Source organism: Paracoccus zhouxuedongae (genome assembly GCF_041927815.1).
Lineage (GTDB): Bacteria > Pseudomonadota > Alphaproteobacteria > Rhodobacterales > Rhodobacteraceae > Paracoccus.
In genome coordinates, this window is record NZ_JBHFHM010000001.1 from 256,179 (window position 1) to 280,620 (window position 24,442).

Annotated in this window: 27 protein-coding genes; 12 read left to right on the plus strand and 15 right to left on the minus strand. The window is 65.8% G+C overall.

Translation table 11 applies throughout. The annotated features are described in order from the left end of the window. Window positions 1–147: 147 nt before the first annotated feature. From ACEYYA_RS01385 to ACEYYA_RS01405, 5 genes are all read left to right on the plus strand, one after another. Entirely contained in the window at window positions 148–468 is a 321-nt protein-coding gene (locus ACEYYA_RS01385; protein WP_374796800.1) for a hypothetical protein, read from the plus strand. 89 nt (window positions 469–557) lie between these two features. Then, window positions 558–878: a hypothetical protein gene (locus tag ACEYYA_RS01390; RefSeq protein ID WP_374796802.1), complete on the plus strand. Its 321-nt coding sequence runs from the start codon at window positions 558–560 to the stop codon at window positions 876–878. Between the two features lie 232 nt (window positions 879–1,110). Continuing rightward, window positions 1,111–2,400, plus strand: coding sequence for a crotonyl-CoA carboxylase/reductase (gene ccrA, locus ACEYYA_RS01395; protein ID WP_374796804.1), 1,290 nt, complete (start codon window positions 1,111–1,113; stop codon window positions 2,398–2,400). Window positions 2,401–2,619: 219 nt separating this feature from the next. Next, the gene (locus ACEYYA_RS01400; RefSeq protein WP_374796806.1) at window positions 2,620–2,826 is read left to right on the plus strand and encodes a cold-shock protein; all 207 of its coding nucleotides are present in this window, start codon (window positions 2,620–2,622) and stop codon (window positions 2,824–2,826) included. 118 nt (window positions 2,827–2,944) lie between these two features. Then, the gene (locus tag ACEYYA_RS01405; protein ID WP_374796808.1) at window positions 2,945–4,474 is read left to right on the plus strand and encodes an AAA family ATPase; all 1,530 of its coding nucleotides are present in this window, start codon (window positions 2,945–2,947) and stop codon (window positions 4,472–4,474) included. Window positions 4,475–4,507: 33 nt separating this feature from the next. On the opposite strand, the gene ettA is transcribed toward ACEYYA_RS01405, so the two are convergent. Beyond that, complete coding sequence (gene ettA / locus ACEYYA_RS01410; protein ID WP_374796810.1) at window positions 4,508–6,163, minus strand: energy-dependent translational throttle protein EttA; 1,656 nt, start codon at window positions 6,161–6,163, stop codon at window positions 4,508–4,510. Window positions 6,164–6,267: 104 nt separating this feature from the next. Here ettA and xth point away from each other — a divergent pair, with 104 nt between their 5' ends. Next, window positions 6,268–7,047 (plus strand): exodeoxyribonuclease III, encoded by a 780-nt coding sequence (gene xth, locus ACEYYA_RS01415; RefSeq protein ID WP_374796812.1) that lies wholly within the window; start codon window positions 6,268–6,270, stop codon window positions 7,045–7,047. Between the two features lie 26 nt (window positions 7,048–7,073). Here the strand turns inward: xth and ACEYYA_RS01420 are convergent, their stop codons facing one another. Both ACEYYA_RS01420 and dksA read right to left on the minus strand, forming a co-directional pair. Next, entirely contained in the window at window positions 7,074–8,267 is a 1,194-nt protein-coding gene (locus tag ACEYYA_RS01420; protein ID WP_374796814.1) for an FAD-dependent oxidoreductase, read from the minus strand. Between the two features lie 87 nt (window positions 8,268–8,354). After that, the gene (dksA, locus tag ACEYYA_RS01425) at window positions 8,355–8,777 is read right to left on the minus strand and encodes an RNA polymerase-binding protein DksA (protein WP_374796816.1); all 423 of its coding nucleotides are present in this window, start codon (window positions 8,775–8,777) and stop codon (window positions 8,355–8,357) included. 200 nt (window positions 8,778–8,977) lie between these two features. On the opposite strand from dksA, the gene ACEYYA_RS01430 reads away from it, so the two are divergent. From ACEYYA_RS01430 to ACEYYA_RS01445, 4 genes are all read left to right on the plus strand, one after another. Next, window positions 8,978–9,823: an AAA family ATPase gene (locus ACEYYA_RS01430; protein ID WP_374796818.1), complete on the plus strand. Its 846-nt coding sequence runs from the start codon at window positions 8,978–8,980 to the stop codon at window positions 9,821–9,823. A 105-nt stretch (window positions 9,824–9,928) separates the two neighbouring features. After that, window positions 9,929–11,005, plus strand: a complete 1,077-nt coding sequence (gene folE2 / locus ACEYYA_RS01435; protein WP_374796820.1) for a GTP cyclohydrolase FolE2 — start codon at window positions 9,929–9,931, stop codon at window positions 11,003–11,005. A 92-nt stretch (window positions 11,006–11,097) separates the two neighbouring features. Further along, the gene (locus tag ACEYYA_RS01440; RefSeq protein ID WP_374796822.1) at window positions 11,098–11,634 is read left to right on the plus strand and encodes an AprI/Inh family metalloprotease inhibitor; all 537 of its coding nucleotides are present in this window, start codon (window positions 11,098–11,100) and stop codon (window positions 11,632–11,634) included. Window positions 11,635–11,688: 54 nt separating this feature from the next. Beyond that, complete coding sequence (locus ACEYYA_RS01445; RefSeq protein WP_374796824.1) at window positions 11,689–14,073, plus strand: ATP-dependent helicase; 2,385 nt, start codon at window positions 11,689–11,691, stop codon at window positions 14,071–14,073. Here the strand turns inward: ACEYYA_RS01445 and ACEYYA_RS01450 are convergent. From ACEYYA_RS01450 to ACEYYA_RS01465, 4 genes are read right to left on the minus strand one after another with little or no spacing between them, the layout of a single operon-like run. Beyond that, window positions 14,070–14,375 carry an HNH endonuclease family protein gene (locus tag ACEYYA_RS01450; protein WP_374796826.1) on the minus strand — a complete coding sequence of 102 codons (306 nt, stop codon included), beginning with the start codon at window positions 14,373–14,375 and terminating at the stop codon, window positions 14,070–14,072. The genes ACEYYA_RS01445 and ACEYYA_RS01450 overlap by 4 nt on opposite strands. Before the next feature lie 14 nt (window positions 14,376–14,389). Next, window positions 14,390–15,571 (minus strand): aminotransferase class I/II-fold pyridoxal phosphate-dependent enzyme, encoded by a 1,182-nt coding sequence (locus tag ACEYYA_RS01455; RefSeq protein WP_374796828.1) that lies wholly within the window; start codon window positions 15,569–15,571, stop codon window positions 14,390–14,392. After that, window positions 15,572–16,174, minus strand: a complete 603-nt coding sequence (locus ACEYYA_RS01460) for an inner membrane-spanning protein YciB (protein WP_374796830.1) — start codon at window positions 16,172–16,174, stop codon at window positions 15,572–15,574. 33 nt (window positions 16,175–16,207) lie between these two features. Next, window positions 16,208–17,113, minus strand: coding sequence for an EamA family transporter (locus ACEYYA_RS01465; RefSeq protein ID WP_374796832.1), 906 nt, complete (start codon window positions 17,111–17,113; stop codon window positions 16,208–16,210). Window positions 17,114–17,126: 13 nt separating this feature from the next. Between ACEYYA_RS01465 and ACEYYA_RS01470 the strand changes: the two genes are divergently transcribed. Continuing rightward, entirely contained in the window at window positions 17,127–17,639 is a 513-nt protein-coding gene (locus tag ACEYYA_RS01470; RefSeq protein WP_374796834.1) for an MgtC/SapB family protein, read from the plus strand. On the opposite strand, the gene ftsY is transcribed toward ACEYYA_RS01470, so the two are convergent. Beyond that, window positions 17,630–18,742: a signal recognition particle-docking protein FtsY gene (gene ftsY, locus ACEYYA_RS01475; RefSeq protein WP_374796836.1), complete on the minus strand. Its 1,113-nt coding sequence runs from the start codon at window positions 18,740–18,742 to the stop codon at window positions 17,630–17,632. The two genes, ACEYYA_RS01470 and ftsY, sit on opposite strands and share 10 nt — an antisense overlap. A gap of 118 nt (window positions 18,743–18,860) precedes the next feature. Between ftsY and ACEYYA_RS01480 the strand changes: the two genes are divergently transcribed. Then, window positions 18,861–19,952, plus strand: a complete 1,092-nt coding sequence (locus tag ACEYYA_RS01480; protein ID WP_374796838.1) for an alkane 1-monooxygenase — start codon at window positions 18,861–18,863, stop codon at window positions 19,950–19,952. A 52-nt stretch (window positions 19,953–20,004) separates the two neighbouring features. Here the strand turns inward: ACEYYA_RS01480 and ACEYYA_RS01485 are convergent, their stop codons facing one another. The 7 genes from ACEYYA_RS01485 to ACEYYA_RS01515 all read right to left on the minus strand — a co-directional run bounded on the left by ACEYYA_RS01485 (window position 20,005) and on the right by ACEYYA_RS01515 (window position 24,296). Further along, window positions 20,005–20,538: a copper chaperone PCu(A)C gene (locus ACEYYA_RS01485; RefSeq protein ID WP_374796840.1), complete on the minus strand. Its 534-nt coding sequence runs from the start codon at window positions 20,536–20,538 to the stop codon at window positions 20,005–20,007. A gap of 43 nt (window positions 20,539–20,581) precedes the next feature. Next, the gene (locus ACEYYA_RS01490; protein WP_374796842.1) at window positions 20,582–20,944 is read right to left on the minus strand and encodes a hypothetical protein; all 363 of its coding nucleotides are present in this window, start codon (window positions 20,942–20,944) and stop codon (window positions 20,582–20,584) included. Window positions 20,945–21,044: 100 nt separating this feature from the next. Further along, window positions 21,045–21,332 (minus strand): 50S ribosomal protein L28, encoded by a 288-nt coding sequence (gene rpmB, locus ACEYYA_RS01495; protein WP_374796844.1) that lies wholly within the window; start codon window positions 21,330–21,332, stop codon window positions 21,045–21,047. Window positions 21,333–21,460: 128 nt separating this feature from the next. Further along, a complete protein-coding gene (locus ACEYYA_RS01500) occupies window positions 21,461–22,552 on the minus strand; it encodes a bifunctional transcriptional activator/DNA repair enzyme AdaA (RefSeq protein WP_374796846.1) in 1,092 nt (363 codons plus the stop codon). Window positions 22,553–22,601: 49 nt separating this feature from the next. Then, window positions 22,602–23,396 (minus strand): 23S rRNA (adenine(2030)-N(6))-methyltransferase RlmJ, encoded by a 795-nt coding sequence (rlmJ, locus tag ACEYYA_RS01505; RefSeq protein WP_374796848.1) that lies wholly within the window; start codon window positions 23,394–23,396, stop codon window positions 22,602–22,604. Window positions 23,397–23,899: 503 nt separating this feature from the next. Next, complete coding sequence (locus ACEYYA_RS01510; RefSeq protein WP_374796850.1) at window positions 23,900–24,112, minus strand: DUF1127 domain-containing protein; 213 nt, start codon at window positions 24,110–24,112, stop codon at window positions 23,900–23,902. Between the two features lies 1 nt (window position 24,113). Then, window positions 24,114–24,296 carry a hypothetical protein gene (locus tag ACEYYA_RS01515; RefSeq protein WP_374796852.1) on the minus strand — a complete coding sequence of 61 codons (183 nt, stop codon included), beginning with the start codon at window positions 24,294–24,296 and terminating at the stop codon, window positions 24,114–24,116. Window positions 24,297–24,442: the final 146 nt, after the last annotated feature.

The following is a 24,442-nucleotide window of genomic DNA, read 5'->3' on the forward strand; positions in this document are numbered from 1 at the left end:
ATAGCGAAAGAATGATACCTCGTCAATTCGCCGCGCTGCGGCATGACGGGGCGTTCTGTTGGGAAATTGACGCAAGGGAAACTTTGTCATTGCCTTTTGGCAGGTCTGTGGCAGGCTTGGATCCGGTTCCAGTCCACGAGGTTTCCCATGTCACTGCCCCGCACCGCGTTGATCGCCGTGCTGACCCTGACCGCCACCGCCGCCCTCGCCGAGGATCGCCGCGTCACCATCGTCAATAACACCGGCTTTACCCTGACCGAGTTCTATGGATCGAACACCGGTTCGGGCAGTTGGGAGGAAGACATCCTGGGCAATGACGTGCTGCCCTCGGGGCGGCAGGTCAGCATCAATTTCGATGATGCCAGCGGCTACTGCATGTTCGATTTCCGCGCCGTGTTCGAGGATGGCGAGGTGCTGGAACGTGCCGGGGTGAACGTCTGTGAGGTGAGCACATTCACCTACGACTGACCGCCTTTGCCAATCATCGGCGTGACCTCCATCATAGCTGCACATGGTCCGTTCATCCTTGTCGGGTCTTAGCGCTGAAGGAGGTATCCATGCGCCATCTGACCACCCTGACCCTGATCGCGGGCCTTGCCCTGCCGTCGCTTGCCCTGGCCGAAACCTTCCAGATCGGCATCCACAACGAAGGCGATGAGCCGATCGTGGCCGTTCATGTCGTCGATCTGGACGGCGCCGAATATGCGGATCTTCTGGGCGGCGCCGAAATCGATCCGGGCGATTCCACGACCCTGGCCATCGAGACCGAGGCCGAGGATTGCGAAGGCGATCTGATCGTCGATTTTGCCGATGGCAGCCGCGATTCGGTCGAGGACGCCAATCTGTGCGACGACGACGATTACAGCTTCGACAACTGATCTGATGCGCAGGGGCCGGGGTATTCCCCCGGCCCCTGGCCGAACCGACAGCGCCCCCGCGCATCGGGCGCCAATCCGCCCCTTCATTGCCGTTGCCGTCGCGATGTCTCTGCAATGCGGCGGACATATTGTTTCAAAAACGCAGCGTCAAACCTTGCATTGTTGCGCTTTGCTGCGTATTCGATCCTGAACGCCGCCCCGATTCTGCGCCGCGGCAAGACAGGAGATGACGATGGCCCTTGATACCCCCCCCGCGATCGCCCCCTATGACGCGCCGGTCAAAGACCTGTATGAAATCGGCGAGATGCCGCCCCTGGGGCATGTTCCCAAGAACATGTATGCTTGGGCGATCCGGCGCGACCGCCACGGCGAGCCGGATAAAAGCTTCCAGGTCGAGGTGGTGCCCACCTGGCAGGTCGACAGCCACGAGGTGCTGGTTCTGGTGATGGCGGCGGGCGTCAATTACAACGGCGTCTGGGCGGGGCTTGGCGTGCCGATCAGCCCGTTCGACGGCCACAAGCAGGATTATCACATCGCCGGTTCGGATGCCTCGGGGATCATCTGGGCGGTCGGCGACAAGGTGAAGAACTGGAAAGTGGGCGACGAGGTTGTGATCCACTGCAACCAGGACGATGGCGACGATGAGGAATGCAACGGCGGCGACCCGATGTTTTCCCCCAGCCAGCGGATCTGGGGATATGAGACGCATGACGGCAGCTTTGCCCAGTTCACCCGCGTCCAGGCCCAGCAACTGATGCCGCGCCCCCGCCATCTGACGTGGGAGGAAAGCGCCTGTTACACCCTGACGCTGGCCACCGCCTATCGGATGCTGTTCGGCCATGCGCCGCATGATCTGCAACCGGGCCAGAACGTGCTGGTTTGGGGCGCCTCGGGCGGTCTGGGGTCGTTCGCCATCCAGTTGATCAACGCCGCCGGCGCCAATGCGATCGGCGTCATCAGCGACGAATCCAAGCGTGATTTCGTGATGGGTCTGGGCGCCAAGGGCGTCATCAACCGCAACGATTTCAAATGCTGGGGCCAACTGCCCAAGGTGAATACCCCAGAATACAACGACTGGCTGAAAGAGGCGCGCAAGTTCGGCAAGGCGATCTGGGACATCACCGGCAAGGGCGTCAATGTCGACATGGTGTTCGAACATCCGGGCGAGGCGACCTTCCCGGTGTCCTCGCTGGTGTGCAAAAAGGGCGGCATGGTGGTGATCTGCGCCGGCACATCGGGGTTCAACTGCACCTTCGACGTGCGTTACATGTGGATGCACCAGAAGCGTTTGCAGGGCAGCCACTTTGCCCATCTGAAACAGGCCGCCGCCGCCAACCGGCTGATGCTGGCCCGCCGCATCGACCCCTGCATGTCCGAGGTGTTTCCCTGGGCCGAGATCCCGCAGGCGCATATGAAGATGCTGAAGAACCAGCACAAGCCCGGCAACATGGCGGTGCTGGTGCAGGCCCCGACCACCGGCCTGCGCACCTTCGAGGACGCGCTTGAGGCCGGGCGCCGGTGAAGCTGCCTGATGCGTGACAAAAAGGGGCCACACGGCCCCTTTTTTCATGTGTGCGCGCTTGGGACTTGCACGATGGGCTGCCTGCCCCCATATGGCGTGTGCGACACTGTGATTCTTCGACGACCTGTCTCCGACCAACGGCTTCAGTCCCCTCGATTTTGACCTGACTGCGCCGGGCCACCGCATGTTGCGGGTGGCGTCAAAAAAGGAGATATCACGATGGCCAAGGGCACCGTGAAATGGTTCAACACCACCAAAGGTTTCGGCTTCATCGCCCCCGAGGGTGGCAAGCGCGACGTGTTCGTGCACATCACCGCGCTGGAGCGCGCCGGTCTGCGTGACCTGAAGGACGGCCAGGCCGTGACCTTCGACATCGAAGCCGGCCGCGACGGCCGCGAATCCGCGACCAACATCGCCCTGGCGTAAGCCAGACCGCGACGGATGCGAAAGGCGGCCTTGGGGCCGCCTTTTTTCATTGGGGTGACGCTGGGCTGCAACTGCCCTTTCCCATGGCACAGCGCGCCGCGCCGCGGTATCAAACTGCATGACCCTGCCCACCCTTTCCCCCGATCAGGCCGAGGCCTGGGATGCCGTTGCCGATGCGCTTGGCGCGGCGGGGGTCGATCTGGCCGATGCGACGCTGATGCCCGCGACCGAGGGCAAGGGGCGGGTGCTGGCGGTCATTGGCAAGGCGGGGTCGGGCAAGACGCTTCTGCTGGCGCAACTCGCCAAGGCCCTGGATGAGGCCGGGGTCGAGACCGTCTCGGGCGATTGGGAGGGGCGGCGGCGGCGCGACCGGCGAACGCTGGCGATCCTGTCGCCCACCAACAAGGCCGCCAGCGTGCTGCGGTCGCGCGGGGTGGCGGCTACGACCATTCATCGGATCCTTTATACGCCGGTCTATGACCCCGAATATGAAAAGATCGCGGAATGGCTGGCGGGGCAGGGCGAGCGTCCCCGGATCGAGGGGCTGGCGATCGAGGGGCTGACCGAAGAGGCCCTGGACCGCGCCAAGGCTTTTTACGAAAATGTCAAATCCATCCCCGGCGCTTTGGCCGCTGCGGGCCTTCGCGGGTCCGATTTCATCAAGGGCTGGAAACGCCGCGATGACCCGCTGGACATCGGTTTCGTCGATGAATCCTCGATGCTGGACGAACGCCAGTTCGATGACCTGCGCGAGATTTTCCCGACGCTGATCCTGTTTGGCGATCCCGCGCAATTGGCGCCGGTCGGACAGTCGGGGCAGATGGTGTTCGACCGGCTGGCGGCCAGTCAGAAGCTGATCCTGAACCGCATTCACCGCCAGGCCGATGACAACCCGATCCTGGATCTGGCCCATGCCCTGTCGACCGACATCAGCTTTGAGGATTTCGAGTCCCTGGTGCAGCGCACCGCGGCCGCCGACCCGCGCGTGATCTGGGCCGAGCGGGTGAATGCCGATCTGATGGCGCGCAGCCCGGTGCTGGTCTGGCGCAACGCCACCCGCATCCGCCTGATCCAGGCCTTTCGCGCCGCCCATGGCGCGCCCGCCGACCAGTTGCTGCCCGGCGAGCCGCTGATCTGCGACGGGATCGAGCTGCCGCTGAAACACCGCAAGAAACGCATCGACCTTGAGGCGCGCGGCCTGATCAAGGGCGCGCAGGTCATCTATCTTGGCCCCGGTCGCAAGCCCGGCTTTTCGCGCCTGCATGTGATCGGCGCCGAAGACCCGCGCCTGTCAGCGGCCAGCATCGTCAAGATCGAGATGCCGGATGAGGAAGAACCCTTTATCCCCCATGCCGCGACGATGGGCGCGACCTTTCTGCATGGCGCGGCGGTGACCATCCACAAGGCGCAGGGCAGCCAATGGGAGGATGTGCAGGTCTTTGCCCCCGATCTTTACGCCGCCGCCCGCGCCGGGCGCACCGAGGCCGGGCTGCCCCTGTGGAAGCGGCTGGCCTATGTCGCCATCACCCGCGCCGAACAGCGCCTGCATTGGGTGGTGCGCAACCGGCTGGCGCGGCCGCAGGGCGATCTGTCGGTGGCCGATCTGGCGGTGCCGCGCGGGGCATTGGCGCTGGATCAGACAGACTGACGCCCGACCTTTGGGGGCCGGGCGTCGCTGGGTCTAGCGGCTGAACTTCTTGTATTTCACCCGCTTGGGCTCGATGCTGTCGGGGCCAAGGCGGCGCACCTTGTCATCCTCATAGGCCTCGAAGTTGCCCTCGAACCATTCGACATGGGCGTCGCCCTCGAACGCAAGGATATGCGTGCACAGGCGGTCGAGGAAGAAGCGGTCGTGGCTGATGATGACGGCGCAGCCGGCGAAATCGTCCAGTGCGGCTTCCAGGGCTTGCAGGGTCTCGACGTCCAGATCGTTGGTCGGTTCGTCCAGCAGCAGCACGTTGCCGCCTGATTTCAGCAGCTTGGCCATGTGAACGCGGTTGCGTTCGCCGCCCGACAACTGGCCGACCTTTTTCTGCTGGTCGCCGCCCTTGAAGTTGAACGCCGAAGCATAGGCGCGGCTGTTCATCTGCGCGTCGCCCAGCTCGATCTGCTCGGCGCCGCCGCTGATTTCCTCCCACACGGTCTTGTTGGGATCCAGTGCGTCGCGCGACTGATCGACATAGGCCAGCTTGACGGTATCGCCATAGGTGATCGAACCGGCGTCCGGGGCCTCATGCCCGGTCAGCATCTTGAACAGCGTCGATTTACCGGCGCCGTTCGGGCCGATCACGCCGACGATGCCGCCCGGCGGCAAGGCAAAGGTCAGATCCTCGATCAACAGCTTGTCGCCCATAGCCTTTTTCAGGCCCTCGACCTCGATCACCTTGCCGCCCAGACGCGGGCCGTTCGGGATGATGATCTGCGCGCGGGTCAGCTTGTCGCGCTCGGACTGGCTGGCCAGTTCCTCATAGGCGTTGATACGCGCCTTGGATTTCGCCTGGCGGGCCTTGGCCCCGGCACGGATCCATTCCAGTTCGCGCTCCAGCGTCTTTTGCTTGGCCTTGTCCTCGCGGCTTTCCTGCTCCAGGCGCTTGGCCTTCTGTTCCAGCCAGGCGGAATAGTTGCCCTCATACGGAATGCCGCGACCGCGATCCAGTTCCAGGATCCAGCCGGTGATGTCATCCAGGAAATAGCGGTCGTGGGTGACGCACAGGATCGTGCCGGGATATTCGATCAGGTGCTTTTGCAGCCACGCAATCGTTTCGGCGTCCAGGTGGTTGGTCGGCTCGTCCAAAAGCAGCATGTCGGGCTGTTCCAGCAGCAGCTTGCACAGGGCCACGCGGCGGCGTTCACCGCCCGACAGGGTGTCGACATCGGCATCATCGGGCGGGCAGCGCAGGGCCTCCATCGCCACGTCGATCTGGCTATCCAGATCCCACAGGTTCTGGGCGTCGATCGTATCCTGAAGCGCGGCCATCTCCTCGGCCGTTTCATCGGAATAGTTCATCGCCAGTTCGTTATAGCGATCCAGGATGGCCTTTTTCGCAGCCACGCCCAGCATGACATTGCCGCGCACGTCCAGCGAGCTGTCCAGTTGCGGCTCTTGCGGCAGATAGCCGACCGTCGCGCCCTTGGCGGCCCAGGCCTCGCCGGTGAAATCCTTGTCGATGCCTGCCATGATGCGCAGCAGCGTAGACTTCCCTGCGCCGTTGACGCCGACGACGCCGATCTTGACGCCGGGCAGGAAGTTCAGGCGGATGTTTTCAAAGCACTTCTTGCCGCCGGGATAGGTCTTGGACACGCCGTCCATGTGATAGACATACTGATAGCTGGCCATGGGAACGCTCCTGACGGCAAAACGGGGTTGGGCGGTATGTAGGGGAAAGCGCGCGCGGTTGGAAGGGTGTTGACCTTGGCGGGGCGGGCGCGGATGGTGGCGGCATGAAAATCGCGACCTTCAACATCAATGGCATCAAGGCCCGGATCGAGGCGCTGAACGACTGGCTGGCCGAGGCCCGGCCCGATGTCGCGCTGCTTCAGGAAATCAAGTCGGTTGATGAGGCCTTCCCGCGCGAGGTGATCGAGGATCTGGGCTACCGCGTTGAAACCCATGGGCAAAAAGGGTTCAACGGTGTCGCCATCCTGTCGCGCCTGCCGTTGGAGGATGTGATGCGCGGCCTGCCCGGTGACGACAGCGACGAACAGGCCCGCTATATCGAGGCCACGGTGATCGGCACACGCGCGGTGCGGGTGGCGGGGCTTTACCTTCCCAATGGGAACCCCGCGCCTGGGCCGAAATATGATTACAAGCTGGAGTGGATGGCGCGGTTGGAGGCGCGGATGCGCGCGGCCCTGATCGAGGAAATGCCGATGCTGTTTGCCGGCGATTACAACGTCATCCCGCAGGCCGAGGATGCCGCGCGCCCCGAGGCCTGGGTGGACGACGCCCTTTATCTGCCCGACACCCGCGCGGCCTTTCGCCGGATGGTCAACCTCGGGCTGACCGACGCGCTGCGGCTGTATCAGCCTCAGGGCGGGGTCTATACCTTTTGGGATTATCAGGCCGGAGCCTGGCAGCGCAACAATGGCATCCGCATCGATCATCTGCTGGCCACGCCGCAGGCCGCCGATCTGCTGCGCGCGGCCGGGGTCGACAAGGACTGCCGCGCCAAGGACAAGCCCAGCGATCACGTTCCCGTCTGGGTCGAACTGGACGCCTGAACGGGCAGCGCCCCCTGTCCCCGCAGTCAGATCGCGGTCGGATCGTAATCATAGACCCAATCGAAGCGGTCCAGCAGCTTGCCCGGTGCAAGCGCCGAGATCAGCCGCAGCCCGGCATGGCCCGCCAGCCGTGGCAGGCCGGTCAGGTGGTAATTGCGGGCGTTGCGGTTGGCAGCCTCGACGATCTCCTGGCAGCGGTGGCGGCGGGCGATCTGATAGGCCTCGATCGCTTGGGCCGGGTCGGTATGGCGATCCAGCATCGAGGCCAGCACCCAGGCATCTTCCATGGCCATGACCGCGCCCTGCGCCAGAAAGGGCAGGGTGGGATGGGCCGCATCGCCCAGGATCGCGACCGCGCCGCCGCCCTCGACCCGGCCCCAGCGGGCGGCGACCGGGTGGCGGAACAGGCCCCAGAGATAGCAGCTGTCGACCTGCGCCAACCATCCCGGCACCGGGCCGCGAAAGTCGCGGAAGGCGGCGCGCAGGGTCAGTGGGTCGTCGGTCAGGTTCCAGCTTTCCTCAACCCAATCGCGGCGCTCCTCGACCGCGACGATGTTGCGCAGGCCGTGGCCCATCGGATAGCTGACCAGATGCCGCCCGCGCCCCATGAACACCTGCGGGACGACAGGTTCGCTGGCCGCCGCCGGGATCACCGCACGCCAGGCGACCTGACCGGTAAAGAACGGACGCGGCTGCGGGCTGCCCGCCGCCAGCGGGCGCAGGATCGAATGCAGCCCGTCCGCGCCGATCACAAGGGGCGCGTGATGCGTCACCCCGCCGGCCATGGTCAGCGTCACGCCATCCGGTCCGAAGTCGGCGTGATCCAATCGCTGCCCAAGGATCACCTGAACACCGGCATCGCGCGCCCCCTGCGCCAGCAGGTCGATCAGCCGCGGGCGCCAGGCGACGCGAAAGGCCTCATCCGGGCGATGTGCCAGCAGGTCCAGACGCGCCACCCGGTCGCCGGTTTCGCCGTTCAGCAACTCGATCGCCTGACTGCGCGGGGCAATCGCGGCTAGCCCCTCATCAAGGCCAAGGGCTTTCAGAACGCGAATGCCGTTGGGCGAAAGTTGCAACCCGGCGCCGACCTCGCGCAGGGCATCGGCCTGTTCGATCAGCGTGACATGGGCGCCGCGCAATGCCAGTGCGCGCGCCGCCGTCAGCCCGCCGATGCCGCCGCCGATGATGGTGACGGGCCGACCCCGCAGCGCGCCGGTCATGCCCGCACCCCCTTCATGGCACCCCGGTCCCAGTCGGCGCAGCCTTGGGTCGGCAGGTTCGGGATCGGGCGCATGGCTTACCTTCGGTCAGTCGTCGCGGTGGACGCGCTCGCGGCGTTCGTGGCGCTCTTGCGCCTCAAGCGTCATGGTGGCGATCGGGCGGGCGTCCAGCCGTTTCAGGCTGATCGGCTCGCCCGTCATCTCGCAGTAACCATATTCGCCATTGTCGATCCGGCGCAGCGCCGAGTCGATCTTGGCGACCAGCTTGCGCTGACGGTCGCGGGTGCGCAATTCCAGCGCGCGGTCGGTCTCCTCGGATGCGCGGTCGGCAATGTCGGGGACATTGCGGGCGCTGTCCTGCAACCCTTCCAGCGTTTCGGCGGATTGTTCCAGCAGCTCGGCCTTCCATGCCTGCAACTTGCGGCGGAAATATTCCAGCTGCCGGTCATTCATGAAGGGTTCGTCCTCGGCCGGACGATAATCGTCGGGAAGAAACGTTTGCTGTTTCATCCTGTCTCCTTTGCGCGCCGGTGGATGACGTTGGGTCACGACGATCATCCGGCCTCCTCGCGCGTCCCCTTAAAGGATGAAAGGGGGGTTGTCACCACCCCGATTAGCCTGCGGCCCGATTTGCCTGAGGCCCGAATTGCGCAAGGGTTGAATGGTCGGACGGGGCCGCCTAATCAGGGCGGGCAGCAACGGGGGGCGACATGCGCTTTCAATCGACCGAAACCTATGTCGCGCCGGATGATCTGGCGGTGGCGGTGAATGCCGCAATCACGCTGGAACGCCCGCTGCTGGTCAAGGGCGAGCCGGGCACCGGCAAGACCGAACTGGCGCGCCAGGTGGCCGCCAGCCTGAGCCTGCCGATGGTGGAATGGAACGTCAAATCCACCACCCGCGCGCAACAGGGGCTTTACGAATATGACGCCGTATCGCGGCTGCGCGACAGCCAGTTGGGCGACGAAAGGGTGCATGACGTCGCCAATTACATCCGCAAGGGCAAGCTGTGGCAGGCTTTTGAAGCCCCGGCCAAGGTCGTCCTGCTGATCGACGAGATCGACAAGGCCGATATCGAGTTCCCGAACGACCTGTTGCAGGAACTCGACCGGATGGAGTTCCACGTCTATGAGACCGGCGAAACCATCCGCGCCATCCATCGCCCGGTGGTCATCATCACCAGCAACAATGAAAAGGAACTGCCCGACGCCTTTCTGCGCCGCTGTTTCTTCCACTACATCCGCTTCCCCGAACACGAGGTGATGAAGCGCATCGTCGACGTGCATTTCCCCGAGATCAAGCCGCGCCTGCTGGAAACCGCACTGGCGACGTTTTATGAACTGCGCGAGGTGCCGGGGCTGAAGAAGAAGCCGTCAACCAGCGAGATGCTGGACTGGCTGAAGCTGCTGTTGGCCGAAGATCTGTCGCCCGAGGATCTGAAGCGCGATCCCTCCAGCCTGCTGCCCCGCCTGCATGGCGCGCTGTTGAAGAACGAACAGGATGTGGCGCTTTTTGAACGGCTTGCCTTCATGGCGCGCAGGCAGCAGGGGCGCTGAACGGTTCAGCCGTCGCAATCGGCCGTTCGCGCGTCGCCATGTGCCAACCGGGGCTTGCGTCCGGCCGCGGGTCTGACCATCTAGGTGCCACAACAGGGGGCGCCGATGGCTGAGACACCGACTTTCGATCAGGCCCGCGCGGCGCTGAACCGGCTGCGCGATTGGGCCGCCTGCGCGACCGAGGCCGAGATCGCGGCGCTGGACCCCGCCGTGGCGCGGCTCTTGCCGGGGCGCGCGGTCGGCAATTACCCCGACCTGTCGCGCGACTATCCGGCCGATTTCACCGTGACCCCGGCCTATAAGGACAGCCTGCCCGATCTGCAAAACGGCCCCGCCAGCCTGATCGTCGGCGCCGCGACCGGCATCCAGCATGTCGGCATTTCCAACTTTCGCCTGCCGATCCGCTATCGTCGCCGCGAAGGCGGTGAGGTCAGCCTGGAGACCAGCGTGACCGGCACTGTCAGCCTGTCGGCTGCCCACAAGGGCATCAACATGTCGCGGATCATGCGGTCCTTCTATGCCCATGCCGAGCGTGATTTCAGCCTTGAGTTCATGTCCGAGGCGCTGGACGATTATCAGGATCATCTGGACGCACTGGATGCGCGGCTGTCGATGCGCTTCGCCTATCCGATGCGTGTCGCCTCGTTGCGGTCGGGTCTGGCGGGATGGCAATATTACGATATCGCCGCCGAACTGGTTGAAATCGCGGGGCAACGCAAGAAGCTGCTGCATCTGGATTATGTCTATTCCTCGACCTGCCCGTGCTCGCTGGAACTGTCGGAACATGCGCGGCGCACGCGCGGGCAGTTGGCCACGCCGCATTCGCAGCGGTCGGTGGCGCGGATCTCGGTCGAGATGAAGGGCGACATCCTGTGGTTTGAAGACCTGATCGAGATGTGCCGCCGCGCCGTGCCGACCGAAACGCAGGTGATGGTCAAGCGCGAGGATGAACAGGCCTTTGCCGAGCTGAACGCCGCGAACCCGATTTTCGTCGAAGATGCGGTGCGCGCATTTTGCGCGGTGCTGCGCGACGATCCCCGGATCGGCGATTTCCGCGTGGTGGCCAGCCATCAGGAAAGCCTGCACAGCCATGACGCGGTGTCGGTGCTGACCGAAGGCGCGACCTTTGCGGGCGACAGTATCGACCCGCATCTGTTCGGAACGCTGATCCATCGCGGATGATCGCGCCAAGGTGATGGGGCGTGACGGCCTGCCACCTTGCCGTGGCGCGCAAGCGGGTGTTCAAGCGCCTCTTTCCATCTGATGAGGTTCCGATGATCCGCCTTATGTTGCCGCTGACCGCCGTGACGATGATCGCCGCCTGCGTCCCCCAGGCGGGGGTTGAGCTTGGCCCGCGCGGCGTGACCCCGATCGCCGGTGTCGAAAGCAGCCATGGCAATGTCACCACCACCGTCACCACCGCGCCGAATGTCACCACCACGGTGACGACCAGCCGCCACAGCGGGGCCTCGGCCGGGGGGGGCATCCGCAGCGATGCGCTGGTTGCGGGGCTGATCGGGGGCCTGCTGGCGCAGCCAGCCGCGCCCAGCCTGCGTGGCACCGCCGGGCGCTGGAACGTGCGCGAGGCTGACGGGCGCGTCTGCACCGTCGATCTGTCGACGCAGGATCGCTTTGGCCGCCGCGATCTGTCGCAGACGGGCTGTTTCGGCGCGCCGATGGTCTGGGCGAATGGCTGGGTGTTGCGCGGCGACAAGATCGTGTTGAACGACGCCGCGAACAACGAAATCGCCACACTGAGCCGCGCCACGGATGGCACCTGGACGGGTGCGGGCGTCACGCTTTATCGTTAGAACGATTGCGGAACAGAACTTGGCGGCCCGTGCCTGCGCGGCTATGATGCGCGGATGAACGGTTTCGACGATCACCCCCCCGCCCGCGCGCCGCTGTCGCAGCAGGCCATGGCCGCCCGGCCCGCCCCCTATTTGGAGGGGCTGAACCCCGCGCAGGCCGCCGCCGTGCAGACGCTGGATGGGCCGGTGCTGATGCTGGCCGGGGCGGGCACCGGCAAGACCCGCGCGCTGACCACGCGGATCGCGCATCTCTTGACGCTGGGCAAGGCCCGCCCGAATGAGATTCTGGCGGTGACCTTTACCAACAAGGCCGCGCGCGAAATGAAGGATCGTGTCGGCCGTCTGGTCGGCGGCACGGTCGAGGGGATGCCCTGGCTGGGCACCTTCCATTCGATCAGCGCCCGCCTGCTGCGCCGCCATGCCGAGCTGATCGGCAATGACCGCGTGACGCTGAAGCCGAACTTCACCATTCTGGACACCGATGATCAGATCCGGCTGCTGAAGCAGTTGATCACGGCGGCCAATATCGACGAAAAGCGTTGGCCCGCGCGGCTGCTGGCGGGGCTGATCGACGGCTGGAAGAACCGCGCGCTGACCCCGGACCGGGTGCCCTCGGTCGAGGCAGCGGCCTTCAACCACATGGGAACCGAGCTTTACGCCGCCTATCAGGACCGGCTGCTGACGCTGAACGCCGTCGATTTTGGCGACCTTCTGCTGCATGTGGTGACGATCTTTCAGCGCCACCCCGATGTGCTGCACCGCTATCAATCCTGGCTGAAATACATTCTGGTCGATGAGTATCAGGATACCAACGTGGCCCAGTATCTTTGGCTGCGGCTGATCGCGCAGGGCCATCACAATATTTGCTGCGTGGGCGATGACGACCAGTCGATCTATGGTTGGCGCGGTGCCGAGGTCGGCAATATCCTGCGGTTTGAAAAGGATTTTCCCGGCGCGACGGTGATCCGGCTGGAACAGAACTACCGGTCGACCGAACATATTCTGGCGGCGGCCTCGGGGCTGATCGCGGCCAATCAGGGGCGGCTGGGCAAGACGCTGTGGACCGAGGAAAAGGGCGGCGAAAAGGTTCGCCTGATCGGTCACTGGGATGGCGATACCGAAGCCCGCTGGATCGGGGAGGAGATCGAGGCTTTCGCCAGCGGTCTGCGCCCCATCGGCCGGATCGGGCTGAACGGTCAGGCCATCCTGGTGCGTGCCAGCCACCAGATGCGCGCCTTCGAGGACCGGTTTCTGACCATCGGTCTGCCCTACCGCGTCATCGGCGGCCCCCGGTTTTATGAACGCCTGGAGATCCGCGACGCCATGGCCTATTTCCGCTTGGCCGTCAGCCCCGCCGATGATCTGGCCTTTGAACGCATCGTCAATACGCCGAAACGTGGCCTGGGCGACAAGGCACAGCAGACGATCCAGCGCATCGCCCGCGACCGCGCAATCCCCCTGGTGATGGCCGCGCGCGACGCGGTGGCCGAGGGCGCGATCAGCGGCAAGGGCGGGGCGGCGCTGCGCGAACTGGTCGAGGCCTTGGGCCGCTGGCACGCCGCCACGCTGGATGAGGGGGCAAGCCATATCGAACTGGCCGAACGCATCCTTGATGAAAGCGGCTATACGGCCTTCTGGCAGGCCGACAAGACGCCCGAGGCGCCGGGGCGGCTGGAAAACCTGAAGGAACTGGTCAAGGCCTTGGAGGCCTTTACCAATCTTCAGGGCTTTCTGGAACATATCGCGCTGATCATGGACAATGACAGCGAGGATGCGTCCGAAAAGGTCAGCATCATGACCCTGCACGCCGCCAAGGGGCTTGAGTTTCCGGTGGTCTTTCTGCCGGGGTGGGAGGACGGCCTGTTCCCCAGTCAAAGATCGATGGATGAGACCGGCCAAAAGGGCCTCGAGGAGGAGCGGCGGCTGGCCTATGTCGGCATCACCCGCGCTGAAAAGCTGGCGACGATCAGCTTCGCGGGGAACCGGCGCGTTTATGGGCAATGGCAATCGGCGCTGCCCTCGCGCTTTATCGACGAACTGCCCGAGGCGCATGTCGAGGTGCTGACCCCGCCCGGCCTTTACGGCGGCGGCTATGGCGCGGCGGGGATGGCGATGGCGCGGGCTGTGGACAATGCCGTGGCCGACAGCCTGCACGACCGCGCGGCCAAGGCGGATGTCTATGCCTCGCCCGGCTGGCGGCGGATGCAGGAACGGGGTGCCGATCGCGCGGCGCGGGCCGCCAAGCCGATCACGCTGGAGGGCAAGGCCACGCGCCTGTTCAGCCCTGGCGACCGAGTGTTTCACCAGAAGTTCGGCTATGGCACCATCGCCGATGCCGAGGGCGACACAGCCACGGTCGATTTCGACAAGGCCGGGTCGAAGCACTTGAAACAGGCGTTTCTGGTGGCGGCGGATGTGGCGGGCGACGTACCGTTCTAACGCACCCGGCCGCGCCAGCCGGGCGGACGCCGCGCGACCCACGTGACGAAGCGGGCAATCTCGGGATGGGCGCGCAGCGCGGGCATCGTGGCGTAATCGCGCGCCAATTGCGCCTCGGTCAGGGTCTTGTGGATGGTCAGGTGGCAGACAGCGTGCAACAGCACGACGGGCCCATTCTTGCCGCCCTTCAGCCGTGGGATCAGGTGGTGGCGGCTTTGCGGCACACCCGCCGGGATCGGGCGGTCGCATAAGGGGCAGATCGGGTTGGGGCAGATCGGGGCGCGGTCAGGATCATCCGCCATGACCGCGCCGCCCGTCAGATCGCGTCCAGCGCGCCGCGCAGATCGGCGATCAGATCGCGCGCATCCTCGATCCCCGCCGACAGCCGCACCAGACCGGGGGTGATCCCCAGTTCGGCCTTTTGCTCGGACGGCAGACGCTGATGGGTGGTGGTCGCCGGATGGGTGGCGATGGTCTTGGCATCACCCAGATTGTTCGAAATGGTGACGATCTTCAGCGCATTCAGGAAGCGGAAGGCGGCCTCTTGCCCGCCCTTCAGGTCGATCGACAACATGGTGCCGCCGCTGCCCATCTGCGCCATGGCCAGGGCGTGATCGGGGTGGCTGGCATGGCCGGGATAGATCACCTGCGCCAGACGGGCATCGCCGATCAGCGCCTCGGACAGGGCCTTGGCGTTCTCGGCCTGGGCGCGCACCCGCAGGTCCAGCGTGGTCATGCCGTTCAGCATCACCCAGGCATTGAACGGGCTGATCGCGCCGCCGGTATGTTTGAGGTAAGCCTCAAGCGGGCCACGGATGTAGTCGCGCCGCCCGCAGACGACGCCGCCCAGACAGCGCCCGCCGCCGTCGATATGCTTGGTCGTGGAATAGACGACGACATCGGCCCCCAGGTCGACCGCGCGCGAAAAGATCGGCGTGCTGAACACATTGTCGACGATGACGATGGCGCCCGCGTCATGGGCGATGCGCGATACGGCGGCGATGTCGATCACCTCAAGCGTGGGGTTCGACATGCTTTCAAAGAACACCGCGCGGGTCTGGCCGGGGCGCATGGCGGCCTGCCATTGGTCCAGATCGCGGCCATCGACCAGCGTCACATCGACGCCGAACCGGCCCAGAACCTCTAGCACATAAAGGCACGACCCGAACAGGGCCCGCGCCGCGACGACGTGATCGCCCGCCTTCAGGATCGCGGTCAGCGCGCCATTGACGGCGGCCATGCCGCTGGCGGTGGCAAAGGCATCCTCGGTGCCCTCGATCGCGGCGATCCGATCCTCGAACATGCGCGAGGTGGGGTTGCCGTAGCGGGCATAGATGAACTCGTCATCGCCGGACTTGATGAACCGCGCCTCGGCCTGTTCGGCGCTGTCATAGGCAAAGCCCTGCGTCATGAACAGCGCCTCGGCCATTTCGCCATACTGGCTACGACGAATGCCGTGATGCACCAGACGGGTGCGGGTGTGATGATCGGACATCATTTATTCCTTGGGCTTTTCAATGCCATAGGTCGAGAACAGGCGGGCCTGCAACAGCAGGAAGATGAACATGATCGCAGGCAGCCCGAAGGTCTTGAAATTGACCCAGAAGGTGTCGGACTGGCTGCGCCAGATCACCTCATTCGCGACGGCCAGGCCCAGGAACAGGCCGATCATCCGCCGCGTCAGGATCGTCCAGCCGGGTTCGCGCATCGGCAGCGCCTCGGACATGACGAGGGCCAGCCACGCCTTGCCGCGCATGAGGCCGAAGCCCAGGATGGCGGCGAACAGCAGATAGATCAGCGTGGGCTTCAGCTTGAAAAAGCGTGGGTCGTTCAGCCAGACCGACAGGCCGCCGAACACCACGACCAGCACCAGGGTGGCGATCTGCATGGCCGACAGATGGCCGGTGATCCGCCATTGCAGCAGCGTGGCCAGGGCCAGCACCGGCACGAACACGGCGGTGGCGGCGATGAAGCCGCCGTAGCTGCGCCCGGCCACGGTGAAACTGGTATCGCGCCACAGCAGGAACAGCACGAAGAACACCAGCAGCGGGCCGAACTCCAGCACGGTTTTCATCAGCGGGTGGATCGGTCGCGGTGTCATTCTTGCCCCTTGTCCTGTGGTGGCGCCTGTCTATCACCCGGCGCGGGCGATCTCTACCAGGATTGCGCCACCCGCGATCATCGCCATCAGCGCCGTGCGGCGCGGCCCGACCTTTTCGCCCAGCACCAGCCAGCCGATCAGCGCGGCAAACACGGCCGAGGTCTCGCGCAGCACCGCCGCTTGGCCGACATCCGACAGCCGCGTGGCCAGCATGATCGACCCGAACGAGGCGAAGGCGACAAGCGCCCCCATCACCCCCAGCCGGATCAGCGGCACCAGTTCGGATGCCGGTAGCCGTGTCCAGCGACGGCCCACGATCAGCGGCATGAAGAAGCTGTCGATGAAGAAGAACCAGGCGATGAAGGTAAAGGGGTTGGCGGTGGCGCGGATGCCATAGGCGTCATAGGTGGTATAAAGGGCGACGAACCCGCCGGTCAGCACCGCAAGGCCAAGCGCGGGCACCAGCCGGTCGCGGTCGATGGTGACATGGCGCAGGTTATAGGCGGCCAGCCCAAAGATACCGCTGACGAGGATGGCGATGCCCAGCCATTGTCCGGCGTTGTAACGCTCACCAAAGACCAGGCCCGAGGCGATGACGACCACCAGCGGCGCAGTGCCGCGCACCACCGGATAGACCACGGTATAGGCGCCGCGTGCATAGGTCGCGGCCTGCGCCATCTTGTAGCCGGCATGGATCAGGAAAACGCCCGCGAAGATCGGCCACATATGCGGCTCGGGCCAGGGCACGACGAACAGCGCAACGGGCGCGGCCATCAGCCCGGCGGCAATGTCGATGGCGCCGCGTGACAGCCAGGGATCGTGACGACCCTTTTGCAGTGCCCCGAACAGCGCGTGCAGAACCGCCGCCGACAGCGCAAGAATCAGTGCCAGACGGTGCCCGGCTTCGCTACCCTCAAGCGCAACCAACGATTCAACCATGCAGGCCCCCGCGATGCCCAACGCCTTTTTTGCAGACTTTCTTCATGATTTGACCATCGGCACCGAAAGCATGCCCTTTGCCACCGCCATCTTGCGGCTGATCGCCGCCGCGCTGATGGGCAGCCTTATCGGATGGGAACGCGAGGTCAACGCCCGTCCCGCCGGTTTGCGCACACATATGCTGGTATCGCTGGCTTCGGCCCTGTTCGCGTTGCTGGCGCTGGAACTGACCTATCTGGGCGATGAGGCCGGGGTGCGGCTGACCAGCGACCCGCTGCGGATGATCGAGGCCGTCACCTCGGGCGTGGCGTTTCTGGCGGCGGGGTCGATCATCACCTCGGGCGGCAAGGTGAAGGGGCTGACCACCGGCGCGTCGATGTGGATGGCGGGCGCGGTCGGGCTGGCCTGCGGCATCGGCAAGCTGCAACTGGCCCTGGTGGCGATGGTCTTTGCGCTGATCGTGCTGTGGATCGTGCGCCGGCTGATGCCCGACATCACCCCCGATCGGAACGCCGATCAGGATTGATCGGCCAGCCCGACCAGAGCCTGCGCGAATTCGGCAGGGTCAAAGGGCGCGAGGTCGTCGATCTGTTCGCCCACCCCGATCGCATGGATCGGCAGGCCAAAGCGGTCGGCCAGCGACACCAACACGCCGCCGCGCGCGGTTCCGTCAAGCTTGGTCATCACCAGGCCCGAGACGTCTGAAATCTTTTGAAAGGTCTCGACCTGGCCAAGCGCGTTCTGGCCAGTGGTCGCGTCCAGCACCAGCACGGTGTTATGTGGCGCGCTTGCGTCCTTTTTGCGGATGACGCGGACGATCTTGGCCAGTTCCTCCATCAGATCGGCACGGTTTTGCAGACGGCCCGCGGTGTCGATCATCAGCAGATCGGCGCCCTCGGCCTCGGCCCGGGTCATGGCGTCAAAGGCCAGGCTGGCGGGGTCGCTGCCCTCGGGGGCGGTCATCACCGGCACCCCGGCGCGTTGGCCCCAGACCTGCAACTGCTCGACCGCCGCGGCGCGGAAGGTGTCGCCGGCAGCGATCACAACGGATTTGCCGGCGGCGCGGAACTGGCTGGCCAGCTTGCCGATGGTCGTGGTCTTGCCCGAGCCGTTCACGCCGACGACCAGCACCACCTGCGGGCGCTTGGGATAGATCGGTAGCGGCCGCGCGACGGGGGTCATGATGCGGGTGATCTCATCGGCCAGCAGGCGCTTGATCTCGGTCGCGGAGAGGCGCTTGCCCATCCGGCCCTCGGCGATATTGGCGCTGACGCGCAGCGCGGTGTCCACGCCCATGTCGGCCTGGATCAGCAATTCTTCCAGGCTTTCCAGCATGGCATCGTCCAGCTCGCGCCGGGGTTCGGTCGCGACAGGCGGGGGGGCGGCTTGCGGGGCGGCTTGCGGGGCGGGGTCGGGCTTGCCGAAGATGCGGCCCAGCAAGCTGCCGGAGGGCGCGGCCTCGGGTTCCGGTTCCGGTGCAGGGGCAGGGGTCGCCTGCGCGGCCGGAGGGGCGTCGGGGGCGGCCTGCGCTTCAGCCTCGGGTGCGTCGCCGATGATCGCGTCCAGCCCCTCATCCAGCCTGGATGAGGATCGCGTCAGACGCGCCTTCAGTTTGGAAAAGAACGACATCGGCTTTCCTTTCGCTTGGCCCCACCCCCACCTAGTCAATCGCGGCGCGCAAAGGAAGGGGCGCACGACACTGGCGCGGGGCCGGGCGGGGCGATAGATTGGCCGAAAACGGAAACCCATGATGCCGCGCCTGCCTGCCCGCCACCCGCTGACCCGCCTGTTCACCGCCCGCGTGCCGGGCGTCAGCGCCTTTTCCATCGCCGCGATCCTGCCGGTGCCGCTGTTGCTGGCCGGATCGTTGGCGGGCGGCATCTGGCCATGGGTCGCGGTCGCCTATCTGACCTGCCTGACCTGGGGGCTGGATGTGCTGATCGCCCGCGCTGCCCCCGACGCCCCCGAAGGGACCGAGTTTCCCGCCGCCGACAGCCTGTCGGTCGTGCTGGCGCTGTCGCATCTTGTGCTGCTGGCGGTCGCGGTGATGGTGCTGGCGCGCGCCGACCTGACCTGGGCCGAGCGCGCCGGGATTTTCTTCGGCCACGGGATTTTCTTCGGCCAGGTCTCGAACGCCAATGCCCATGAGCTGATCCACCGGGGGTCGCGTGTCCTGCACGGGCTGGGGGTGGCGGTCTATGTGTCGCTGTTGTTCGGGCATCACGCCTCGGCGCATCGGCTGGTGCATCACAGCCAGGTGGCGACCGATGCCGACCCCAATTCGGCGCGGCGGGGCGAAAGCTATTACCGCTTTGCGCCGCGCGCCTGGGTCGGGTCGTTCCGGGCCGGGCTGGCGGCGGAACGCAGCCTGTGCGCGCGCAAGCCGGGGCGGCTAAACCCCTATGTGGTCTATGTCGGCGGCGGGCTTGGCATCGTGCTGGCGGTGGCGGTGATGCTGGGGGCGCGCGGCGTTCTGGACTATCTGCTGCTGTGCCTGTGGTCGCAGGCGCAGCTGTTGCTGTCGGATTACGTCCAGCATTACGGGCTGCGCCGCCGCATCGGCCCCGATGGCCGCCCCGAGCCGGTCAGCGCCCGCCATAGCTGGGACGCGCCGCATCCGATGTCCTCGCTTTTGATGTTAAACGCGCCGCGCCATTCCGACCACCATGCCCATCCCCTGCGCGCCTATCCCGCGCTGCGGCTGGACCCCGAGGCCGGCGGCCCGGCCCGGCCGATCCTGCCCTATCCGCTGCCGATGATGGCGACGCTGGCCCTGTGGCCGGGACGGTTTCGCAAGCTGATGCACCCCCGGCTGGCGGCGCTGGAGGCCGCGCGCTGATACGACAAAGGGGGGCCATGGCCCCCCTTTGCGGCATTCCTGTGGCGGCTGGTCAGTTCGACGGCGCGGCCATGCCGTGCATCCCGTGCATCCCGTGATCCATGGCGCCCATGCCCTGCATCCCCGTCGGCATCCCGTCCTTGCGTTCCAGATCGACCGGCACGTCCAGGGTGATTTCGCCAGCCTTTTCAAAGACCAGCGTGACCGTCACCTTGTCGCCATGGTTCAGTTGGCGGTTCAGGCCCAGGAACATGACATGGTCGCCGCCGCGCGCAAGGGCGTGGCTGGAATGGGCGGGGATCGCAAAGCCGTCGGGCACATGCACCATCGACATGACACCATTGGCATCTGCCTTGTGGGTGTGCAGTTCGACCTTGGCGGCGACGTCGGATTTGGCGTCGGCCAGCCGGTCATCGCTGTCGCCGGTGTTTTCGATCACCATGAAGGCCGCACCGGCCTTGGCCGAGGCACCGGCCACGCGGGCATAAGCATCGGTGATCTTGATGGCGCTGTCCTGGGCAAAGCCGGGCAGGGCGGTGAATGAGGTCAGGGCCGCGACGGCGGCCAAAGTCAGCATCTTGCGCATGGGATTTCCTTTCAGACGCGGGTTGTGGCTGTGACGGTTCGGGTCACGCCACCGGCGGTGAACGGGCGCGTGGTTGTGGTGCAGTGGCGGCGGCGCGGTGCGGGGCGGCGGCGGGCACCAGATCCTCGGCCCGTGTCTGGGGACGCAGAACAGCCGGGTCGGGCAGATCGAGGGTCGCCAGCAAGCCCAACACCATATCCGGGCACAGATGGATCTGCTGCACCGGATGGCCGTCGCGGTCGACGCTGATGGTGGTGACGCCCGCACCCGAACAGATGACGATCTGCCCCGCCATGTCGCGCGTCTGCCCCCGCGCCATGGCCATGGTCACCGAGGTCAGGGCCAGCACCGCGCCCAGAAGGGCGGCCAGCAGGGGTTTCGTCAGGGCGGCTCGGCTGCGTCGCATCACCGCCCGATTAAGCCGCGCGGCCCCGCGAAAGGAAAGTCACAAATGACAAAAGCCCCGCCGAGGCGGGGCCTTGCGTCATCGTGCCGCGTAGCTGCGATCAGGCAGCGGTCGCCGACTTGGCGATGTCGCGCTTGATTTTCAGCGCCTTGGGCGACAGTTCGTCATCCTTGGCTTTCGCCAGGAAGGCGTCCAGGCCGCCACGGTGGTCGACCGAGCGCAGGGCATGGGCCGAGATGCGCAGGGTGTAGGACTGGCCCAGAGCGTCCGAGATCAGCGTGACCTCATTCAGGTTGGGCAGGAACCGACGCCGGGTCTTGTTGTTGGCGTGGCTGATGTTGTTGCCCGACATCGGGCCTTTGCCGGTCAGTTCGCAAACGCGCGACATGGTCTTCTTCCTTCATCATCGGGCAGCGGAAAGCCCGGTCTATTCCATGCGGTTGACAGAAAGTCAACGGGCGCCGCAAGGCAGCGCCCAAATCTGAGGCCGGGACATAGGCGGTGGCGCAGGCAAGGTCAAGCGATTCCCGCTGATCCCGCGCCGCTTTGCCCCTTCAGCCGACGCTCGATATCGATCAGCGCCTGTTTGCGCCACAGCCCGCCCGCATAGCCGGTCAGGCTGCCGTCGGCGCCGATCACCCGGTGGCAGGGGATGACGATGGCGATCTGATTGGCGCCATTCGCGCGGGCCACGGCGCGGCTGGCGGTGGGGCGGCCGATGGCGCGGGCCAGATCGCCATAGCTGCGGGTCTCGCCCGCTGGGATTCGGCGCAGTTCCGCCCAGACCTGACGCAGAAAGCGCGTGCCATGCAGGGCCAGGGGCAGGGTAAAGCGGGCGCTGCGGGCGGCAAAGTAATCGGCCAGTTCGGCCTCGGCCTGGTCGGTGATGGGGCTGCGCCCCAGGCCGATCGCGCCCCGCACGGCGCGCGACAGGCGTTGCAATTCCGCGGGCAGGCCCTTGCGGTCGACGAACTCAAGCAGGTGCAGCGCCTGGTCGTCGCAGACCGCGATCATCCCGCCCAGCGGCGTGTCGATCCAGTCGGCGACCAGCCCGTGCGGGGCGCGCATCGCGGCGGGCGGATGGCCGAACAGCCGGGCAAAGGCATCGCGAAAGCCTGATGCGCTGTCGAACCCCGCATCCAGCTGCGCGGCAATCACCGGATCGCCCGCCCGCAGACTGGCCACCCCCGCGCGCAGCCGCCTGAGGCGCGCCATATCAAGGAAAGTCATGCCGAAATGCCGCCGGAACGCGCGCCGCACGGTGGACGGGTCAAGGCCCATGGCGGTGATGTCGCCCTCGCGCCAGATGCGGTCGGGGTCGGCCTCAAGCGCGGTCATCAGCACCTGCACCACCGGATCGTGATCGGCGGCGGGGCCGATCGGGTGGCAGCGGCGGCAGGGGCGGAAGCCATCGGCCATCGCCTCGGCCGGGGTGGCATACCAGCGGCAATTCTGCGCCAACGGCTTTTTCGCCGGACAGGTCAAGCGGCAAAAGATCCCGGTCGAGGTCACGCCGACAAGCGCGCGCCCCTCATATCCGGGGTCGCGCGCCAGCAGCGCCTGATACAGCGTGTCGGGGTCGGGAAGCGGGAACAGGTTCTGGGTCATGGCGGTATCCTGCACGATTCCGATCGGCATGGGGCCGGAAATCGGGCGTTTATCTGCCCCCGCCATGGCGACGGAACATCGCGGTCAGCATCGCGGCCTGATCGTCAAAGCCGAAGGGCGGGTTCACCACCGCCAGCCCCGATCCGATCATGCCGTGGCCGGGCCGGGCCGGGGCAAAGCCCACCTCATGCAGGGTGATGTCGGGCAGCGCGGCGCGCAGCCCATCCGTCATCGCACGATGCGCGCCCGAGGTCAGGATCGGATACCACAGCGCAATGATCCCGACATTCCATTTGCGCGCGATCTGCGGCACCAGCCGGGTCAGGGTGTCGTAATCGGCCTTCACCTCATAGCTGGGGTCGATCAGCATCAGCCCGCGCCGCGGTGTTGGCGGGGTCGCGGCGACCGCCATCGCCAGCCCGTCGACCTTTTTCACCACCGCCTGAAAGGGCAGCATGGCGCGGGCCAGTTCGTCATGTTCGCGGGGGTGCAGCTCGGCCAGGGTCAGGTGATCCTGCGGGCGGGCGATCAGTGCAGCGATCAGCGGCGATCCGGGATAGGCACTCGGCCCGTGCTGGTCGCGGACCTGCGCCAGCACCCGCAGCAGCGGATGATCGGCGGGCAGCCAGCCCCCTGCGGTCGCGCGGCGGATGCCCTGCGCGGCCTCGCCGGTCTTGATCGCCTCGGGCGCGGCCAGATCGTAAAGCCCGCGCCCGGCATGGGTTTCCAGATAGCTGAACGGCTTATCCTTGCGCGTCAGGTAATCCAGCATCCAGGCAAGCGCCGCGTGCTTGTGCAGATCGGCCAGATTCCCGGCATGGTAAAGGTGTTGATAGGACAGCATGGCCCTGCATACACCGTCGCGCCTTTGGGAAGAAGGGGGGGAGGCAGCGGCGGTTTCCAGGGAGGAGGAAGAAAACCGCCGCGCCATCCGCGCGACCCCAAGGGGGAGGAGTGGATCGCGCATATCGGGGCCGTCTGGCCCGGTATTCTGGCGGCCCCCGGGGAGGAGGATGGGCGCCGCCGATCACGAAGGCCGGGGAGGAGGATGGCCTTCGGATGTCTGGGCCTTGCGGCCCGGTATTCTGGCGGCGCCCCAGAGGAGGAGGCGGGACGCCGCCGATCATCGGGCCGGGGAGGAGGGTGGCCCGCGGATCTGTGGACCTTGCGGCCCGGTATTCTGGCGGCCCCCAGGGGAGGAGGGCGGGTGCCGCCGATCACAAAGGCCGGGGAGGAGGATGGCCTTCGGATGTCTGGCCTTGCGGCCGGTGTTCTGGCGGCGCCCAGGGGAGGAAGCGGGCGCCGCCGATGTCCGAGGCCGGGGAGGAGGTGGCCTCGGGTTAGGAATTACTTGCCGTAAGCGGCTTCGTGCGCGATCCGGGTGATCATCGACCGGTGGATGCCCAGGTCGGCCATGTCACGCGCCGTCAGGGCACTCAGCTCACGCAGGGTTTCGTTATAGACGCGGCGGCGCGCATAGGCGTCAGCCAGCGAGGCGATCGTTCCACGCAGGCGGGCGATCAGCCCGACATCCGCGGTGTTGGTGTTCATCATGGCCATTTCAGCCCTCATCTTTCGTCGTTAGCGCAACCCAAAGCGGTTCGGGCTGTCTGTTGAGGCGAAGATGGGCGAAATGCTGCATCTGCACAATAGGGGCAAATGGCATTTCAGCCATGCGCGTGACGCATGGCTTATCCGCCTGGTTCCCCCCAAGTGACCACGCCGCCGAAAAACGCAGCGTCATTCATCAAAATTGCACAAAATCCGGGCCTTCGGTGGTCAGTGACCTGCCGGAAAGGGCAGGTCGTGACCAATTTCCGGTCATGCAGCCGTTACATAGGACACGCGCCTGTGATCTCCGTGCGGAGGCCTGTGGGAGGGTGACGCAGC

Bases quoted from the DNA above. Each gene is read 5' to 3' on its own strand.
- ACEYYA_RS01385 (WP_374796800.1), top strand. From the start codon at position 148: ATGTCACTGCCCCGCACCGCGTTGATCGCCGTGCTGACCCTGACCGCC.
- ACEYYA_RS01465 (WP_374796832.1), bottom strand. From the start codon at position 17,113: ATGGTTGAATCGTTGGTTGCGCTTGAGGGTAGCGAAGCCGGGCACCGT.
- ACEYYA_RS01510 (WP_374796850.1), bottom strand. From the start codon at position 24,112: ATGGCCATGATGAACACCAACACCGCGGATGTCGGGCTGATCGCCCGC.
- ACEYYA_RS01440 (WP_374796822.1), top strand. From the start codon at position 11,098: ATGATCCGCCTTATGTTGCCGCTGACCGCCGTGACGATGATCGCCGCC.
- ACEYYA_RS01445 (WP_374796824.1), top strand. From the start codon at position 11,689: ATGAACGGTTTCGACGATCACCCCCCCGCCCGCGCGCCGCTGTCGCAG.
- ACEYYA_RS01500 (WP_374796846.1), bottom strand. From the start codon at position 22,552: ATGACCCAGAACCTGTTCCCGCTTCCCGACCCCGACACGCTGTATCAG.
- ACEYYA_RS01405 (WP_374796808.1), top strand. From the start codon at position 2,945: ATGACCCTGCCCACCCTTTCCCCCGATCAGGCCGAGGCCTGGGATGCC.
- folE2 (WP_374796820.1), top strand. From the start codon at position 9,929: ATGGCTGAGACACCGACTTTCGATCAGGCCCGCGCGGCGCTGAACCGG.
- xth (WP_374796812.1), top strand. From the start codon at position 6,268: ATGAAAATCGCGACCTTCAACATCAATGGCATCAAGGCCCGGATCGAG.
- ACEYYA_RS01450 (WP_374796826.1), bottom strand. From the start codon at position 14,375: ATGGCGGATGATCCTGACCGCGCCCCGATCTGCCCCAACCCGATCTGC.
- ACEYYA_RS01470 (WP_374796834.1), top strand. From the start codon at position 17,127: ATGCCCAACGCCTTTTTTGCAGACTTTCTTCATGATTTGACCATCGGC.
- rlmJ (WP_374796848.1), bottom strand. From the start codon at position 23,396: ATGCTGTCCTATCAACACCTTTACCATGCCGGGAATCTGGCCGATCTG.
- ACEYYA_RS01485 (WP_374796840.1), bottom strand. From the start codon at position 20,538: ATGCGCAAGATGCTGACTTTGGCCGCCGTCGCGGCCCTGACCTCATTC.
- ccrA (WP_374796804.1), top strand. From the start codon at position 1,111: ATGGCCCTTGATACCCCCCCCGCGATCGCCCCCTATGACGCGCCGGTC.
- ettA (WP_374796810.1), bottom strand. From the start codon at position 6,163: ATGGCCAGCTATCAGTATGTCTATCACATGGACGGCGTGTCCAAGACC.
- ACEYYA_RS01400 (WP_374796806.1), top strand. From the start codon at position 2,620: ATGGCCAAGGGCACCGTGAAATGGTTCAACACCACCAAAGGTTTCGGC.
- ACEYYA_RS01515 (WP_374796852.1), bottom strand. From the start codon at position 24,296: ATGACGCTGCGTTTTTCGGCGGCGTGGTCACTTGGGGGGAACCAGGCG.
- ACEYYA_RS01490 (WP_374796842.1), bottom strand. From the start codon at position 20,944: ATGCGACGCAGCCGAGCCGCCCTGACGAAACCCCTGCTGGCCGCCCTT.
- rpmB (WP_374796844.1), bottom strand. From the start codon at position 21,332: ATGTCGCGCGTTTGCGAACTGACCGGCAAAGGCCCGATGTCGGGCAAC.
- ACEYYA_RS01460 (WP_374796830.1), bottom strand. From the start codon at position 16,174: ATGACACCGCGACCGATCCACCCGCTGATGAAAACCGTGCTGGAGTTC.
- dksA (WP_374796816.1), bottom strand. From the start codon at position 8,777: ATGAAACAGCAAACGTTTCTTCCCGACGATTATCGTCCGGCCGAGGAC.
- ACEYYA_RS01480 (WP_374796838.1), top strand. From the start codon at position 18,861: ATGATGCCGCGCCTGCCTGCCCGCCACCCGCTGACCCGCCTGTTCACC.
- ACEYYA_RS01430 (WP_374796818.1), top strand. From the start codon at position 8,978: ATGCGCTTTCAATCGACCGAAACCTATGTCGCGCCGGATGATCTGGCG.
- ACEYYA_RS01420 (WP_374796814.1), bottom strand. From the start codon at position 8,267: ATGACCGGCGCGCTGCGGGGTCGGCCCGTCACCATCATCGGCGGCGGC.
- ACEYYA_RS01455 (WP_374796828.1), bottom strand. From the start codon at position 15,571: ATGATGTCCGATCATCACACCCGCACCCGTCTGGTGCATCACGGCATT.
- ACEYYA_RS01390 (WP_374796802.1), top strand. From the start codon at position 558: ATGCGCCATCTGACCACCCTGACCCTGATCGCGGGCCTTGCCCTGCCG.
- ftsY (WP_374796836.1), bottom strand. From the start codon at position 18,742: ATGTCGTTCTTTTCCAAACTGAAGGCGCGTCTGACGCGATCCTCATCC.